We start from the raw sequence: 15,804 nt of genomic DNA, 5'->3' as shown, positions 1-15,804 counted from the left end.
GATTAATTCACTTCGAGCATAGTACGGTCGATAGAACCGTCTTCCGCATTGAGACGAAGCTGTAATTCATAATCCTGTAGCATGGCATTGATGCGGCGACGTTGTTCCATCACCTGCTCTTCACTCGGCCCTGCATGGCGATTCGAGCGAACAGAATCACGTGTCAAACTTACAGGTTCAGCAGTTCCCGCAAACGGAATAGTTTCTAAAACGGGTAGTTGTGCTTCCCCTGTCGACGTAGTCAATGACTCTTCACCGCCGTTGTATTGCTGGACACCAACAATCACTGCCAGAGAAACACTCGCGGCAACCGCGACCTGTCCGAATTGGGTTAACCAAGCCGGCATCTTACGTTTGGCTTGCTGAGGTGTCGGCTGAGATTCCTCAATCCGCGCCTCGCGCGCCGTAGCAATCGAAACCACAGAGGCAGGCTCTGCCTGTATCTGACCTGTATGAGCAGGTTCATCTTCCAGCGCCAGTGCTACCTTAGCCGCGATGTCCCATTCCTTGTTTTGCGGTGCTTCCCCGCGCATCACATCACCTATGAGGTTGAAGTTCTGCCAGGTCTGCTTACTGTCTTCATCGACAGCCAATGCATTAATAATGCTCTGATCCAGCTCTTCGCCATCAAGCAATGACGAGATTTTTTCTTTATCAGCCATCTTTTTCACCGTTTGGCCCAACACTATCGCTGTGTAAGAGGTCGAATACGTTTTTCAACCGCCTCTCGCGCACGAAATATTCGGGAGCGAACTGTACCGACGGGACACCCCATGACTTCTGCAATTTCCTCATAGCTTAAGCCTTCCAGCTCGCGTAAGGTGATCGCAGTTTTGAGATCATCCGGTAATCCTTCAATGGTACTGAAAACTACCCGCCTTAATTCATCAGACAACATTTGGTTCTCAGGGTTCGAAATTTCTTTCAGGGCATTGCCACTTTCGTAATATTCCGCCTCCTCCGCATCCACGTCAGATGCAGGCGGACGACGCCCCTGAGCCACTAAGTAATTCTTTGCTGTATTGACAGCAATACGATACAGCCATGTATAAAACGCACTCTCCCCCCGGAAGGTCGGCAAAGCCCGGTACGCCTTAATAAATGCTTCCTGAGCGACATCCGGCACATCACCAGAGTTGCTGACATATCTGGCAACCAAGTTGCACACTTTATTCTGGTATTTCACTACCAGTAAGTTAAATGCCTGCTTGTCACCACGCTGTACCCGCTCAATTAATACCTGATCAGTTTGCTGCTCGCTCATTCGAGCGTGTACTCCTATATCAATTTCACCCGCACTTTTATCAGTTGTTCCGGCTGGAAACCAAAAAACAAACTCTTCTTGCTGGTACACATTGTGCCGAACTCGCCTAGCGATGACGAGCATGCTCAATCAAAACAATATGATAAAAATGTATGAGCGTGAGCACTATTTAAGACCCAGGTGAACTGGCAAAGTTCCCGGGGAAAATATAATTTCTCAATAATAGTGCGCGATTTTTCCATTGTATTAAAGCAGTATGTCTGCTGCGTGCGCGCTTTAGTTACGCTGATTTGTGCATTATATCGCTTATGAAGAGTGATTTGTGAACCATCCGTCAAAAATGAACAAAATGAGTGGAATTTGGTAAGATAGTGGGATTACCACAGGGATATGAAATCATTATGAACGAAAACCGTGAACATCAATGCGATGTGCTTGTAGTTGGTAGTGGTGCAGCAGGACTGTCATTGGCCCTTCGACTGGCACCTATGGGCAAAGTGATCGTCCTGAGCAAGGGACCGCGTAGCGAAGGAGCAACCTTCTATGCCCAGGGCGGGATTGCCGCCGTCTTCGATGAGTCTGACAGTGTCGACTCCCACGTCGAGGATACCCAGATTGCTGGCGCCCACTTGTGTGACGAAGACGTGGTGCGCTTCATTGCCGAAAATGCCAAACACTGTGTCCAGTGGCTGATTGATGGCGGGGTCCCGTTTGACCGCGAGGAGAGCGACAGCGACGATGCGCCGCGCTACCATCTGACCCGCGAAGGCGGTCACAGCCACCGCCGTATTCTTCACGCAGCGGATGCCACTGGGATGGCAGTACAAAACTCACTGCAGGACAATGTTCACAACCACCCGAATATCGAGGTACTGGAACGCCATAACGCCCTTGATCTGATCACCGCCCACAAACTGGGCCATACCGATCAGCCGAACCGAATACTGGGCGCCTATGTCTGGAACCGTAACCTCGAAGCGGTAGAGACTGTTCGTGCCAAATTCGTGGTACTGGCAACCGGTGGAGCCTCTAAAGTCTATCAATATACTTCCAACCCGGATGTTTCTTCCGGTGATGGTATCGCCATGGCCTGGCGTGCCGGCTGCCGTGTCGCCAACCTGGAATTCAACCAATTCCACCCTACTTGCCTGTTCCACCCCGATGCCCGCAACTTCCTGCTGACCGAAGCACTACGCGGTGAGGGCGCCTACTTGCGCCGTCCGGACGGCTCACGGTTTATGAAAGACTTCGATGAGCGAGGCGAGCTGGCCCCGCGCGATGTGGTTGCCCGCGCCATCGACTTCGAGATGAAACGCCTCGGTGCCGATTGCATGTACCTCGATATCAGCCACAAAGAAGACGAGTTCGTCACCAAGCACTTCCCGACCATTTACGACAAATTGCTGACCTTCGGCATTGATATCACCAAAGAACCTATCCCTATTGTCCCGGCCGCCCACTACACCTGTGGCGGTGTTGTTGTCGACAAGCAGGGCCAGACCGATCTCGATGGCCTATATGCTATCGGCGAAGTGAGCTACACCGGCCTGCACGGCGCCAACCGGATGGCCTCCAACTCACTGCTGGAATGTGTGGTTTACGCATGGTCTGCCGCTGAGAGCATTGCCGAGAAAATGGAAACCGTCGAGCTGCCGCCTTCCCTACCTTGCTGGGATGAAAGCCAAGTCAGCTGCTCGGATGAAGAAGTGGTGATCCAGCACAACTGGCACGAGTTGCGCCTGTTTATGTGGGACTACATGGGCATTGTCCGAACCACCAAGCGCCTTGAGCGCGCAATGCGCCGGATCCAACTGCTCAAAGACGAAACCGACGAGTATTACAGCAACTTCAAAGTCTCGAACAACCTGCTGGAGCTGCGTAACCTACTCCAGGTTGCCGAGCTGATGGTCCGTTGTGCCCTGGAGCGCAAAGAAAGCCTCGGCCTGCACTATACCCTCGACTACCCGGAAGCATCGGGCAAAGCTAAGCCGACGGTGTTGACCCCAGAACAGCAATAACACCAGAGTCGCAATATAAAAAGTGACAACAAATAAGAACGAATAAAAAAGCGAGCGCACCTGCGCTCGCTTTTTGTTTAGTACATTGGTATTGGACTATACCCGGAAACCGGCAATGGCTTTTTCCAGCCCGCCCGCTTGCTGAGCCACGGCCTGGGCAGCTAGCACATTGTCATGCGCTACCTCGGAATTAACCGATGTCAGATCACTAATTGACGAAACATTCTGCCCGACCTCTTCCGACACCAAGCTCTGCTGCTCGACCGCAGCAGCTATCTGATGGCTGGTATCCATGATCTGCTGCATATCCGTCATGATATGGCTGATCTTTTGTTCTGCACTTTCAGCCTGTAGCGCACTCTGTCCGCCCAGCTCGCGGCAGTGGCCGATATGCTCAACCACCTGCCCGGTTTGCGCCTGCAAGGAGCCGATAATGGTCGTGATTTCCTCTGTCGACTGACGGGTCCGCAGCGCCAGAGTCCGAACTTCGTCAGCCACAACCGCAAACCCCCGCCCCTGCTCACCGGCACGGGCCGCCTCGATGGCGGCATTCAACGCCAGCAAGTTAGTCTGCTCAGCAATATCCTTGATCACATCCAGCACCGAACCGATATTTTCTGACAGGCTCGATAGATTAGAGACCTGCTCGCTGGTCCCAGCCAGATCTTCAGACAACTCGCCAATTTTATGCTTGGTATCCGCGACCTCTTGCAGCCCTTCCGTGGCACCTTGATAGCCACGCTCGGCATTGCCCGCTGCCGTTTCGGTATTGTTGGCTATTTCGCGGATAGTCGCCCCCATCTCGGTCACCGCCGCCGCAACGGATTCAGTTTCTCCCTGTTGCTGGCGCAGGGCTTGTTCCGATTCGTTGCTACGCTGTTGTAGCTGAAGCGAAGCACTACCCAGCTCAGATATCGCCAGTTGTACATCACCCACTAGCTGGCGAAGGCTACCTAACAGATAATTAAAATTTACGGCCATCTCGGCCAGTTCGTCATCGCCTTCTTGATCCGCAGTACGGGTCAGATCATGGCTAGCGGCTATCTCTGCCATTAGCTGGCTCATCCCAGCCAAGCGACGATTGATAGACTGACTGATCCACCAAGACAAACCCAGCAAGGCAATAATCACCAGCACAACCGCCGCCACCAGCATGGACGTCAACTGTTGCTGGGCATCAGCAACGGTTTTGCTAAGCTGCTGTTTGACAAGCTCGAACATTTCTTCAACCTGATGGGCTTGAGTACGGATATCTCCCCGCAATCCTTGGTTGTGACTCAATCCAATCTGGGCCAATTGCTGGCGGACTTGCTCAGTAGCCTGTTGATAGCGCTGATAATCCTCCCCTAGCAGCATCGACAGTTGGGTGTTATTAGCCTGTTTCATTGCAAGATAATCTGAGACACTGTCCAGGGTACCCTCAAGCACCATTATCTTACTCGCCATCACCAAAGCAAAAAGCGAGCTGACATCTTCCAGTTGCTCGTCGGCAACATTGACCACGTTGTCAGCCGCCGCAAAATATTGGCGCAACATGCCTTCATCCGGCGTCAGGCCAAGCTGCTGGTAGCCCGCCATCAAAGCCAGCATCCCCTGGCGGTAATTGGCCATCACACCGCCAAGCTGAGCCAGCTCAGGGATAGACAACGACAGGTTTTGCGCCTGTTCGGATAACTGGGTTTCTAACGCTTTAAAATGAGTGAAATTACCTTCAAAGGTATCCCGGTACTTCATATCCATTCGCATCAGGAAGTCTTTTTCATTGCGGCGCAAGTTCAGCAGCGCAACTTCCATTTCACTGACTGTGGTCATCGCTTGGTTGATACTGACAACCCGCTGGCCAGCCTTTAGCCCAATGGCTAGCACTGCGCCTAATGCCACGACTGAGATCAAGGTCAGCCCCAGCAATTTAAATTTGATTTTCATTACCCATCCTGTTGTCGCTCTACACTGCCTGACTGCAGCAACCCATATTAATCGGCAAAGCAGAAAATCACTTGAAACAAAAATTGGCGATTTCATAATCAAGCGATCAACTTCACAAAAAAAACCTTTGCTGTTCATGAAGATGGCTGATTTTGACTCGCAAAAAAAATTTCTTTCTATCTTCGAACTAATCGGATATTGCCCGATATTGATGGGAATAAAGTGCCAGGGAGCGATAGTCTGTATGGGTACAGGCATCGGGACTGATAGGTAACCAACGTCGGCCAGCCTCTCCTTCAAGCTGCCACAATAGGATTTGAGCCGTACGGATACGTACGGTACGCAAGGTCCAGATTTGGCCCTGCCAGCGGATGTGCCCCTGCTTTGAGATCTGCAGTCGTCCAGCCAGGCTACAAATACCGACTAGACGCTTTTCCCATTCATCGAGCAACCACCAGGCCATGGCGAAGAAGACAGGCAGAGGGAGTGTCTGGCGGAAAACACATAACAGTAATAGAAGAAGCGCACTGGCATACAACAATGCCAATGCGCCGATTAACCGATAGGAAGATGTCAGGGTGAGATCAGCGAAGTTTGCTGTTGTTGTGGGCGACAATCTTATCGACCATAGCGGCATGCGCCGGGTTTTCACTGCGGCCGTGCTGCATCATCCAAGTAAACAGATCAGGATCATCACACTTCAGGAGAGAGACAAAGTCCAGTTGCTCTTGTTCGGAGAGTGAATCGAAGCACTCCTCGAAAAACGGCATGATGATCACATCCAACTCCAGCATGCCTCGGCGGCACGCCCATTTTACTCGTGCTTTATCGTCTGCACTCAACATTTTACAACCTCATTACTGATCCCGGAGCAGCCCTCAGCAGGCATGAATCGACAACAATGGCTCCGGACGTTAACAATGCCCACCATACTAGCAGCCTGTCTGGCCAGCGACCATGAGGTAGCACAAACATTGCCCCAAGTTGAGAGCTAGGATCGATTTTCCCTTGCACCTGCCAGCTCCGGTCATTGCTGTCAGCAATATCTGACCCGCTTCCTTGGGTATTATGCTGACAAATTCCAGCGAGCGCTTTAACATAGACACTAATCGCACATCATCTTTCAACGTCTCTCAACTGGAAGTCCTATGAGCAACTGGTCTGAAAACCTCAATTTTGATCGTATCTCCCTCTCTTCGGGTGATGCCCTGCCTTCTCTCGCTCTCGTCGAGCTGTCTAACTGGGCATTGGTCACCCTGATTGGTGATGACAAAAAATCATACCTGCATGGCCAGGTAACCTGTGATGTGGTAGGCCTTGCCGCAGACCAAAGCACATTGGCCGGCCACTGCGATGCCAAAGGCAAACTTCGCACGGTATTTCGTCTGTTCCACCACAATGATGGCTACGGTTTCCTCCAGCGCCGCAGCATCATGGATACCCAGCTACCCGAGCTGAAAAAATACGCCATTTTCTCCAAGGTCGATATCGACGCCAGCAGTGATATTCTACTGGGCCTTGCCGGTAGCGAAGCCGATGCACAGATCGCGCAACTGTTCGGTGGCGAGGGTGATGTCCGTGCCGTCGAAGGCGGAACAGCTGTTAAAATCGACAACCAGCGTTGGTTGCTGGCACTAACTGCCGATGCTGCAAGTGGCATTGCCCACAAACTGGCAGGCTCTGCCGTACTGAGCGATGACACACTGTGGGATCTGTACGATATCCTTGCAGCGTTCCCGCGCGTTGACGCTGCAACCGAACTCGAGTTCATCCCGCAGGCAATGAACCTGCAGGCACTGGACGGTATCAGCTTCACCAAAGGTTGCTATACCGGCCAGGAGACCGTGGCCCGTGCCAAGTACCGTGGCATCAACAAGCGTGCAATGTACATTGTCAGCGGCCCAGCCGATCACTGCCCGCAAGCAGGTGACAGCCTGGAGCGCAGCGTCGGCGAGAACTGGCGCAAAGGTGGCACCATTGTGGCCGGCTATCAGTTTGCCAATGGCCAAGCCAGTGCGCTGGTTGTGCTGCCAAACGATCTGGACGAAGGCACCACTTTCCGCCTGGCCGAAACTGAAGGTGTATGGCACCAGCAAGCCTTGCCGTACTCGCTGGATGACAGCCAATAAGCTATGAATACCCCGGTTACTCATTACCTGGACAAAGAAGGCGTGGAATACCGCCTTCTTCCCCATAGCCAGCCGGCTAAAACCATTGAGGAAGCAGCCCGCGAGCGTGGCGTTGACCCACAGCAGATGGTCAAGTCCATTTTGCTGCGGGACATGGGCGGGTTCCATGTGCTGGCCTGTGTTCCCGGCCCAGCCCAGGTTGATCCGAAAAAAGTCCGTGCGATGTTCGGCTGCCGCCGGATGACCTGCGCCGATGCCAGCGACGTCGAGAAAGTTACGGGATTGGTAATAGGCACAGTTGCCCCTATCGGGCTCAAGCGTCCTCTCCCGGTGATTTTCGATCACCAGATCACCGCCCATACCCTGGTCAATATCAGCAGTGGCGATCGCATGGCGGGCGTCGAGCTGGCGACCGATGATCTGCTGGTGCTGTGTGATCCGATGTTTGCCGATATCTGCCGTTAAACTGGAGTTGCATGAACAACATCAATTGGCGAGGCATTGACCTCAACCTGCTGGTGGCTTTTTCGGCGCTGATGGAAACCCGCAGTGTCACCAAAGCCGCCGCTAAATTGTCTATTGGCCAGTCGGCGATGAGCCACAACCTATCACGGTTGCGTGCCTTGCTTGACGATCCTTTGTTCGAACGCCGCGGCCACCAGATGATCGCCACGGAAAAAGCCATTGAGCTGACTCCGGTGGTTGAGCATATTCTCCAGCTGATCACCAGCGAGATCCTGCAACCAGACAAATTCTCCGCAGATAATTATCAGGGCACCTTCCGCATTGGCTTGACCGATTATGCCGAGTTATTGTTTGCCCCGGCACTGTTCGATGCTATTGGCCAGGCAGCACCGCAAAGCCAGCTCAGCTTCTGCAATGTCGACCGCAATAGCTACCAGCAGGCTACCGAGAGCCAGAAGATCGATTTAATCATCGGGTCAATGACCAACCTGCCCCATGAGTTCGACAGCCAATACCTGTACACCGAAGATCACGTTTGTCTGTTTGATGCCAAAGCGACAGGCCTGTCCTCACCGATTGATCTGGCACGCTATATCCAAACGCCACAGGCATTGGTATCCCCAGATGGCAAGCTGCAGACCAACGTCGATAACCAGTTACAGCAGCAAGGCTTCCAACGTCACATTGCCGTGGGCTCCAGCAGCTTCCTGACCATCCGTCATCTGCTGAGCGGACGAAACCTGCTATGTGTGGTTTCGACCCTGATGGCCAAGCTTGATGTCTTCCACGACGACTTGAGCCAATGCCGTCCGCCGGTTGATATTCCTGACTTTGATATCAGCATGCTATGGCTGCGCCGCAACACCAACCACCCACGTCTTGAGTGGCTACGCCAGTGTGTGGGCAATGCGGTTACCCAGCGAGTCGAAGAGCTTCGCAAAGCCAATTAGCATCCACAAAAAAGCGCAGAATCATCTGCGCTTTTTTCATTCCACAATCGCTCACTTTTTCGATTCTGGCTCACTGATTTGGTAGAGCTTGTGTTCGTCACACGGCTCCTTGCAGCCGCACTCCTTGTCGACACCGACATTGGCCAGCCCGCCACAGCTTCCCTGGATCGCTTTCTTGCGAAATACCCAGCCAATGGCCATCGCACCAATCACCAGCAGAAAAATCAACACCGTGAACAAATAGGTCATAGTTTGAAGCCTCCAATCTTGGCCAGTCCCTGCAAGTTGGCATTAGCGCTGACCGTCATACCAATTTTAGCGGGTTTCACGGTTTTCTTGCTGCCGCAGCCACAACCGCATGCGCCTTTCTCTCGCTTGCAAGGTCGGCCCTGCTCGGCAGACAACAATGGCTCGCGGGTAACCTTGCCCATAAGGACATCTTGAAGAGGTGCTCTATTTGGCACCCGAAATACCTCAAAGCCGGCGCCCAACAAACGGGCTAGCGAACGCTGGCCGACATTGCCTAGCAATAGTGTCTTCACATTGTGGGCGGCTAATTGAGACTGGAGCTGCTTTTTATGTTTGCAACCGACGGCCTTTCGCCCTTGGTTGATGAGCTCGGCAACCAGCTTCCCTTGCCCATCGTAGACAACAAAGCCGGCTGCTTTGCCGAAATGCCCGGCGACTTCATGATTAGGTGTGACAGCAATAGCTACTGACATGATGGCTCCTTTTCTTTACCTGGCTGGATCTGAGTCTCCAGCTCTAACGCCATCCCCTTAACTAGAGCTGTTGCCACTTTGTGCCTTGCCGCTGACACGATATTTCCCAGAGTCTGGCGCGAAACGCCAAGCTCTTGAGCTGCGTCTTGCTGACTGAGCCCATTGAGATCGACCAGTCGCAATGCTTCTAGCTCATCGGCCGCCAACGGCAAGGCATCAAGCTCTGACATTGGCACCCCATTGGGTTTGAAACAACTGTAAGCTGGTCGGCATCTGATCCGACGTTGGATTTTCGGTCTGGGCATGGCTTGCTAATTAGTTGATGGCTAAAAACGTTATTATTGGCATATGCCAATAATAATCTTTGATCCAAAGCAGCTTTCTTGCTGATCAGTCCAGTTATCACAATCAGCATTTTCCTCTATGTAGCACGACACCATACATTTTAACGCTTTCTTTTTTAGGCTGTTTTTTCACCACCCAAGCCGGTGTTTTTTACTCCATTTACCCAGTAATAATTCTAAGTATCTAAAAGTATTTAATTTAATGAATAAGATGCAGAAAAGCCTGAATAATATTCACTCCCGACAACTTAATTCGCAAAATAAAAAAAAAGAACAAAAAACCAATTGTTTCGCCATGAAAAAAAGAATAAACAAACCTTTGGTTATTTAACATCCTTATTATGCTGAAGACATCACAAAAGCATCATGCGTATTGTTTTATAATTCATGCCGTCAAAAACAAAAGGAAAGGTTGGCTAACTATGCGGATGTTCAAACGCTACGTGCCCAAGATGATCGCAAAGCACGTAAGTCGTTTATTCAGTGGAAGGATCTACATTGACGGTCGAGGTGGCTATGAGTTCAATAACGGCCAGTTGCTAGTACCAGTGAAGGCGCAGCAACGCCATTACCAAACGGTAAGTGAAATCAATCAGGAAATTCGCCGCCTCAAAGACCGCTAATCTCGCAAGCAAAAGAAAAGCCCATTACGGGCTTTTCTTTTATCCGGCAACCAGTAAAACGCTATTGGTTAATCATCATCTTCATCAACCAGATCCGAGTAGCCATCAGCATCGAGCAAATCCGCAAATTCACCCTCATCCTCGACCTTGAGCTGGAACAGCCAGCCATCACCGTAAGGATCGCTGTTGACCAACTCTGGCGAGCCCTCCAAGTCTTCATTGATAGCAATCACAAAACCTGATAGTGGTGCGTAGATATCCGAAGCCGCCTTGACCGATTCAGCCACAGCGCAGTCTTCGCCCGCCTCTGTCGCAGCGTCAATTTCCGGCAAATCGACAAACACCATATCACCCAGTAACGACTGGGCATGATCGGTAAGCCCAATGGTAAAGACCCCGTTACCTTCGGGACGGACCCATTCATGGGTATTGGTGTACCTCAACTCAGAGGGAATATCGCTCATAGTAAACTTCCTTATGAAAGCCTGCCTATCGCCACTCTCAATATGGGCCAGCAGTGTCAGTGATCGCACGGGAGAGCAAAAGCGAGTATCTCTGGTGGCTAACAAGCTGAAAACTAATGCCTGGACCGGTTACTGCCAGCTCTGTTTTTTCCTGATATTTAATGTAGGAGAAAATAGCAAAATTGGATAACAATTTTTTGTCATTTCCGTGAACCAAGCAAAGCCATCAATCTTAAATTATTGTTTTAAAGCAACTTAACAACCCTTTACCATAGTGACAAATGACACAAAAAAACCGCCTCAATAGACGGTTTTCATTCATTGCCCAACACTAAGGTTTGTCGGCCATTCGTATCAGTAACGAGCCAGTTCGGGCAGCTCTCCGCTTAGGCCCAACGCACGGCGCATAAACTCATCCTTCAGGCCCGGGGCCTTGGCGGCAAACAGCATGCCCAAGTCACGCACCAACTTCTTAGCCGGATGACTACCGTCAAACAAGTCCCTGAAGCCTTGCATCGCCGCAATCATTTTTGCCGCTTCCGCTTTACGCCAGCGCTCGTAGTGCCGCAGGTGGCTCTGGCGACCGATATCTTTCTCTGCCAGCCACAACTGCTTGAGCTCCTGGGCCAAACTCGCAGCATCCAACAAGCCTAGGTTGACTCCCTGTCCCGCCAACGGATGAATGGTGTGGGCTGCATCACCGACCAGTGCCACACGCTCGCGGACAAAATCGCGGGCATAACGCATTTTCAGCGGGAAAGCCTGGCGTTCGCCCTCGACCTTACACAAGCCCAAGCGGTTGTCGAATGCCGCAGTCAAACGTTTGTTGAACGCCTGCTCGGGCAGCTCACACATCCGACTGGCTGCTTCTGGCGGCAGTGACCAAACAATAGAGCACAGATCCGGCTCAGCCAAAGGCAAAAAGGCCAATGGGCCTTCCGGGCGGAAGATCTGACGGGCGGTATCTTGGTGCGCCTCAGTACAGCGAATATTGGCGACTAAGGCACTATGACCGTAATCCCAGTGGGTCAGGGGGATGTCCAACTGCTGACGAACCCAAGAATTAGCACCATCAGCCCCCACCACCAGTTTGGCGGTCAGGTTTTTGCCCGACTCCAAGCTCAGCCAGGCCTCGCTCTCGCCAAAGGCAATACTCTGACAACGCTCCGGTGCCAGCAGAGTGACATTAGGCAACTGTTTAACACAGTCCATCAATGATAGCTGGATCACCCGGTTTTCAACGATATGGCCCAGATCCGGTTGCGCCAACCGCGCCGCATCAAAAGCAATATTTGCAAAGCTATCCTGCTCCCAGACCTGCATCTTGCTATACGGGGCCATCCGCCGGGCAGCTATTCCTTCCCAGGCGCCAACACGACGCAGGATACGCTCACTGGCGCGGCTCAGCGCCGATACGCGGACATCGGGAAGCGGTGCCAACTCAGGTTCTGGTAATTTACCTTCAATTACCGCTACCCGCAGTTCGGTATCCGCCAAGGCAGCCGCTAGAGTCAGACCGACCATTCCGCCGCCGATAATAGCGACATCAACACTTTGCATCATGATTATCTATCTACCTGTCCCATCGCCCGCCGAACCAGCGGGGCTTTCAATACATCTACACAATCCATCGCCATCAGGCCAAGGTTTCGGCCAGCAACGAAAGACATGCTGTCGTTGGCAAACACACCGACCAATCCCGCAGTCATCCCTACGGTAGCCTCGCGATCGGGCTCTCTGCGTTGGCGATAACAGCTCAAGGCTCGGGTATGTCCGGCATCCTTTGAGACAGCCCATTCTCGGCAAACCTCTTCGGCCAGGCTCATCACATCACGCAAGCCGAGGTTAAAACCTTGGCCGGCGATCGGATGTAGGGTCTGTGCCGCGTTACCAACCACTGCGATCCGGTGCGAGGTCAAACGTTGTGACTGACGCAACAGCAGCGGATATGCATGACGCACACCGGTTTGGCTCAAGCGCCCCAAACGCCAGCCGAATGCCTGCTGTAACTGGGCAAGGAATTCTTCATCACTCCAGCCCATCACTTCAGCCTGAGCATCCGGACGGATACACCAAACCAGAGAGCTGCGCCCTTCCGACATTGGCAGCAAGGCCACCGGGCCATGCGGGGTAAAGCGCTCGAACGCCCTGCCCTGATGGGCATCGTCAGTGCTGACATTGGCAATCACCGCCACCTGTTCGAAATCGTGCTCACTACGGCCCAGCCCCAGCATCTCACAGACTGATGACAGGGCACCGTCAGCCGCTACGACCAAGCGGCTCTGCAGCGGCTCACCGCTGTCCAATACCAAATCAACACAGTGTTGGTGGCGCTCGATCTCGGCGATCCTCGCAGGACAAAGCAGATCAACCTGATCCAACTCGGCCAATTTCTGGTGGAAGATCCGCCCGGCATCGGCCAGCTCAACCACATACCCCAGCGCATCTACCGCCTGTTCGCGGGCATCGAGGTGAACCATACCGGCATGACCACGATCGGAAACATGGATCTGCGAGATAGCTGTCGCTACAGCCGACAGTGCCTGCCAACAGCCAATACTGTCTAGCAGTTGCGCCGAGCCCAGTGACAGGGCAATACTGCGCGCATCATAGCCGGGGTGGAGATCCAGTTTCGGTTCCACCGCTTCCACAACGGCAATCTTGAGCTTGCCGCCACCGAGTTTATCCAATGCAATTGCCAAGGTTGCGCCGGCCATTGCACCGCCGGCTATCACGACATCGTACTGCTTCACATCCGTCCCTTAACTGTCAATCCTGTGCTTAGTGGAGGGTAGGTTTGTCTGCGGCTTCGTCTTCAACATCACCGCGCTGGCTCAGGCCAACCAGACACGTCAGCACGCACTCCGGTACATAGGCCACCACGTTGTCGAACAGCATTGCCTGCTCCTGCATATCTTCATCTTCGTCGATACCCAGCTGGGCAATCTCTTCCAGCGCTGCGACCGCTTCGGTCACATCGTCAGACAACTGCTTCTTGTCCATCCCCATCAGGCCAAGACCCGAAATAAAATTGGTCACCCACTCGCTTAGAGCTTCGCCACGCAGCATCAGCTCACTGCTTTCAGCAGGCAGCAGCAACTCTACAGAGAACTCCATGTCGGCCAGCTCAGCCGCCGTTGATGTGAACAGGGTCTGGGTCAAACCGCCCAGCTCAGCCGAGGCCGCATCAAATACCGAGCGAACTATCATTTTTGCGCCATCGGTCAACGTATCGCCCTGGTTGGCATAGTCGCTAACCGGAGCCAGCCACTGCTCTCCGTCAACAGCCATACCACCGCAAATCATCCCGCAGAGAAGGCCATGCAGCTCCGACGGGGTCACGGCCAAACCTTGCTCTTTCAGCATTGGCTCCAGGGTTTCGTAGGCTGGAAGTTTTACGTCGCTCATGGGCTGTTCACCTTATTGTCGTGGGTGTAAATCGTCTTTGTGGTATGCTACCACTTATACAAAAGATCAGTCACTCGCCATTTATATAGTCTGAGGCTGATGTTTGCCTCAATCTGGTTAATATCTGATTAATTAGACAGATTTAGGTCTAAAGCATGACGGGCCCGCTTGCATGTTGATAGGGCTTTTTCTATATTGGCCTCCTAGCGCATATCGCAGCAGAATGCCAAACTGGACGATCTGGCACGGAGCAGATTAAACATTTATGAGTAACCAGGCAGTAGAAATTCAGGTATATGGCCGCACCTTCAAGGTGAATTGCCCAGCAGGCCAGGAAGATGCCCTGCGCGCAGCAGCCGCCGATTTTGACCAACGCTTGAAAGATCTTTCAGAGCGCACCAAAATCACCAACGCCGAACAGCTGCTGATGTTTACCGGTTTGAATATTTGTAACGAGTTGCATAGCGAGCGCAATGAACAACAGCGCAATGCTGAAAAACTATCCAATAGAATCAATGAGATGGAAGATTTATTGGAGAAAGCATTGCAATATCAGCCAAAGCGTTGATAATGAATTGACCCTGGGGTGTGCGTCAGCGGATTAACGTCCCCGAGCCGATAAGCAAAAACCCAGGATCAGCTTTGATTAGCTATTGAGCATGCTCGGCATGTACCGAGAAGCCTGCGGTTAATGTTGCTGATCCACCTTGAACATCTGGTTCAAGGGCCACAATTCGCAACGGCACCTTGGGGCATACCTTTTCAGATTAAGCCAGAAGCACAACCCGTGCTAAAGAGCCATCGACCTTTTTTCCACAGAACCTTTTGTCACTGGACGACCTATGAGATCTGCGGTTCCTGCATCAGCCACCCGGCAACACCTTCGCCAGCAAACCCGAGAACGCAGACGCCAGCTAACGCCTGTCCAGCAAGCCACCGCTGCACGTGACTTGCTCGAGCATTGCAAGCAGGCCACCAGCATTATCAATGCCCAGCACATTGCCCTTTACCTTGCCAATGACAGCGAGCTGGATACGATGCCGGTGATCGAATGGTTATGGCAGCAAGGTAAAGATGTCTACTTGCCGGTCCTCCACCCTTTTAGCAAAGGTCACCTGCTTTTTCTCCACTACACACCCACAACTCGCATGACCACCAACCGCTATGGGATCCAGGAGCCCGCGTTGGATATCCGGCTGGTCAAGCCGATCCCCGAACTGGATGTTATCTGCACCCCCTTGGTGGCGTTTGACAATACCGGCCAGCGGCTCGGTATGGGCGGCGGCTATTACGATCGTACCCTAAGCCTGTGGCACCGTGAGCAGCGTGGTCCGCGTCCGGTAGGTTTGGCCCATGATTGCCAGCAGGTCGACAACCTGCCCTTCGAAGCCTGGGATGTACCGCTGCCGGAAATCATAACCCCGTCATACCATTTCCGCTGGTAAGTACCTGCTAACGGCACAACCTTGCCAATACGGCGGTTGAATATCC

General features: G+C 52.6%; 19 protein-coding genes and 1 other RNA gene. 8 read left to right on the top strand and 12 right to left on the bottom strand.

Translation table 11 applies throughout. The features are described 5' to 3' along the window. Positions 1–2 precede the first annotated feature (2 nt). Both R2X38_RS21055 and rpoE read right to left on the bottom strand, forming a co-directional pair. Positions 3–662, bottom strand: a complete 660-nt coding sequence (locus R2X38_RS21055; protein ID WP_317524316.1) for an RseA family anti-sigma factor — start codon at positions 660–662, stop codon at positions 3–5. Between the two features lie 23 nt (positions 663–685). Next, positions 686–1,264, bottom strand: a complete 579-nt coding sequence (rpoE, locus tag R2X38_RS21050; RefSeq protein ID WP_281026416.1) for an RNA polymerase sigma factor RpoE — start codon at positions 1,262–1,264, stop codon at positions 686–688. Positions 1,265–1,665: 401 nt separating this feature from the next. Between rpoE and nadB the strand changes: the two genes are divergently transcribed. After that, positions 1,666–3,282: an L-aspartate oxidase gene (nadB, locus tag R2X38_RS21045; protein WP_317524315.1), complete on the top strand. Its 1,617-nt coding sequence runs from the start codon at positions 1,666–1,668 to the stop codon at positions 3,280–3,282. Between the two features lie 96 nt (positions 3,283–3,378). Here nadB and R2X38_RS21040 read toward each other — a convergent pair whose 3' ends face one another. From R2X38_RS21040 to R2X38_RS21030, 3 genes are all read right to left on the bottom strand, one after another. Then, positions 3,379–5,208: a methyl-accepting chemotaxis protein gene (locus tag R2X38_RS21040; RefSeq protein WP_317524314.1), complete on the bottom strand. Its 1,830-nt coding sequence runs from the start codon at positions 5,206–5,208 to the stop codon at positions 3,379–3,381. 187 nt (positions 5,209–5,395) lie between these two features. Beyond that, a complete protein-coding gene (locus tag R2X38_RS21035) occupies positions 5,396–5,824 on the bottom strand; it encodes a protein YgfX (protein WP_317524313.1) in 429 nt (142 codons plus the stop codon). Then, positions 5,793–6,053, bottom strand: coding sequence for a succinate dehydrogenase assembly factor 2 (locus R2X38_RS21030; RefSeq protein ID WP_317524312.1), 261 nt, complete (start codon positions 6,051–6,053; stop codon positions 5,793–5,795). Before R2X38_RS21030 ends, R2X38_RS21035 begins: the two co-directional genes overlap by 32 nt. Positions 6,054–6,356: 303 nt before the next feature. On the opposite strand from R2X38_RS21030, the gene ygfZ reads away from it, so the two are divergent. From ygfZ to R2X38_RS21015, 3 genes are read left to right on the top strand one after another with little or no spacing between them, the layout of a single operon-like run. Further along, complete coding sequence (ygfZ, locus tag R2X38_RS21025; RefSeq protein ID WP_317524311.1) at positions 6,357–7,337, top strand: tRNA-modifying protein YgfZ; 981 nt, start codon at positions 6,357–6,359, stop codon at positions 7,335–7,337. A gap of 3 nt (positions 7,338–7,340) precedes the next feature. Further along, a complete protein-coding gene (locus R2X38_RS21020; protein ID WP_317524310.1) occupies positions 7,341–7,802 on the top strand; it encodes a YbaK/EbsC family protein in 462 nt (153 codons plus the stop codon). Between the two features lie 11 nt (positions 7,803–7,813). Continuing rightward, positions 7,814–8,752 carry a LysR family transcriptional regulator gene (locus R2X38_RS21015; RefSeq protein WP_317524309.1) on the top strand — a complete coding sequence of 313 codons (939 nt, stop codon included), beginning with the start codon at positions 7,814–7,816 and terminating at the stop codon, positions 8,750–8,752. Positions 8,753–8,803: 51 nt separating this feature from the next. Here the strand turns inward: R2X38_RS21015 and nqrM are convergent, their stop codons facing one another. Genes nqrM through R2X38_RS21000 form a run of 3 tightly spaced genes read right to left on the bottom strand, consistent with a single transcriptional unit; the run spans position 8,804 to position 9,779 of the window. Next, entirely contained in the window at positions 8,804–9,001 is a 198-nt protein-coding gene (gene nqrM, locus R2X38_RS21010) for a (Na+)-NQR maturation NqrM (RefSeq protein ID WP_317524308.1), read from the bottom strand. Beyond that, a complete protein-coding gene (locus R2X38_RS21005; protein ID WP_317524307.1) occupies positions 8,998–9,474 on the bottom strand; it encodes a NifB/NifX family molybdenum-iron cluster-binding protein in 477 nt (158 codons plus the stop codon). The genes nqrM and R2X38_RS21005 overlap by 4 nt, the downstream gene beginning before the upstream one ends. After that, positions 9,465–9,779 carry a DUF134 domain-containing protein gene (locus R2X38_RS21000; RefSeq protein ID WP_317524306.1) on the bottom strand — a complete coding sequence of 105 codons (315 nt, stop codon included), beginning with the start codon at positions 9,777–9,779 and terminating at the stop codon, positions 9,465–9,467. Before R2X38_RS21000 ends, R2X38_RS21005 begins: the two co-directional genes overlap by 10 nt. A gap of 461 nt (positions 9,780–10,240) precedes the next feature. Between R2X38_RS21000 and R2X38_RS20995 the strand changes: the two genes are divergently transcribed. Continuing rightward, complete coding sequence (locus R2X38_RS20995) at positions 10,241–10,441, top strand: DUF1107 domain-containing protein (RefSeq protein WP_317524305.1); 201 nt, start codon at positions 10,241–10,243, stop codon at positions 10,439–10,441. A 68-nt stretch (positions 10,442–10,509) separates the two neighbouring features. Here the strand turns inward: R2X38_RS20995 and gcvH are convergent, their stop codons facing one another. The 4 genes from gcvH to R2X38_RS20975 form a co-directional block, all read right to left on the bottom strand. Next, the gene (gene gcvH / locus R2X38_RS20990; RefSeq protein ID WP_317524368.1) at positions 10,510–10,896 is read right to left on the bottom strand and encodes a glycine cleavage system protein GcvH; all 387 of its coding nucleotides are present in this window, start codon (positions 10,894–10,896) and stop codon (positions 10,510–10,512) included. A 363-nt stretch (positions 10,897–11,259) separates the two neighbouring features. Continuing rightward, the gene (locus R2X38_RS20985) at positions 11,260–12,468 is read right to left on the bottom strand and encodes an FAD-dependent 2-octaprenylphenol hydroxylase (protein WP_317524304.1); all 1,209 of its coding nucleotides are present in this window, start codon (positions 12,466–12,468) and stop codon (positions 11,260–11,262) included. Positions 12,469–12,470: 2 nt separating this feature from the next. Continuing rightward, positions 12,471–13,658 (bottom strand): 2-octaprenyl-6-methoxyphenyl hydroxylase, encoded by a 1,188-nt coding sequence (gene ubiH / locus R2X38_RS20980; RefSeq protein ID WP_317524303.1) that lies wholly within the window; start codon positions 13,656–13,658, stop codon positions 12,471–12,473. 28 nt (positions 13,659–13,686) lie between these two features. Next, positions 13,687–14,313 carry a UPF0149 family protein gene (locus tag R2X38_RS20975; RefSeq protein ID WP_317524302.1) on the bottom strand — a complete coding sequence of 209 codons (627 nt, stop codon included), beginning with the start codon at positions 14,311–14,313 and terminating at the stop codon, positions 13,687–13,689. Between the two features lie 265 nt (positions 14,314–14,578). Between R2X38_RS20975 and zapA the strand changes: the two genes are divergently transcribed. The 3 genes from zapA to R2X38_RS20960 all read left to right on the top strand — a co-directional run bounded on the left by zapA (position 14,579) and on the right by R2X38_RS20960 (position 15,758). Beyond that, entirely contained in the window at positions 14,579–14,881 is a 303-nt protein-coding gene (gene zapA, locus R2X38_RS20970; protein ID WP_317524301.1) for a cell division protein ZapA, read from the top strand. Positions 14,882–14,888: 7 nt separating this feature from the next. After that, positions 14,889–15,070: non-coding RNA, 6S RNA (ssrS, locus tag R2X38_RS20965), on the top strand. An 85-nt stretch (positions 15,071–15,155) separates the two neighbouring features. Further along, positions 15,156–15,758 (top strand): 5-formyltetrahydrofolate cyclo-ligase, encoded by a 603-nt coding sequence (locus tag R2X38_RS20960; RefSeq protein ID WP_317524300.1) that lies wholly within the window; start codon positions 15,156–15,158, stop codon positions 15,756–15,758. Positions 15,759–15,804 lie beyond the last annotated feature (46 nt).

It is taken from the genome of Photobacterium rosenbergii, from assembly GCF_033022775.1.
Classification (GTDB): domain Bacteria; phylum Pseudomonadota; class Gammaproteobacteria; order Enterobacterales; family Vibrionaceae; genus Photobacterium; species Photobacterium rosenbergii_A.
The sequence above is the reverse complement of the archived record's forward strand: the minus strand, read 5'-3'. Positions and strand labels throughout refer to the sequence as shown.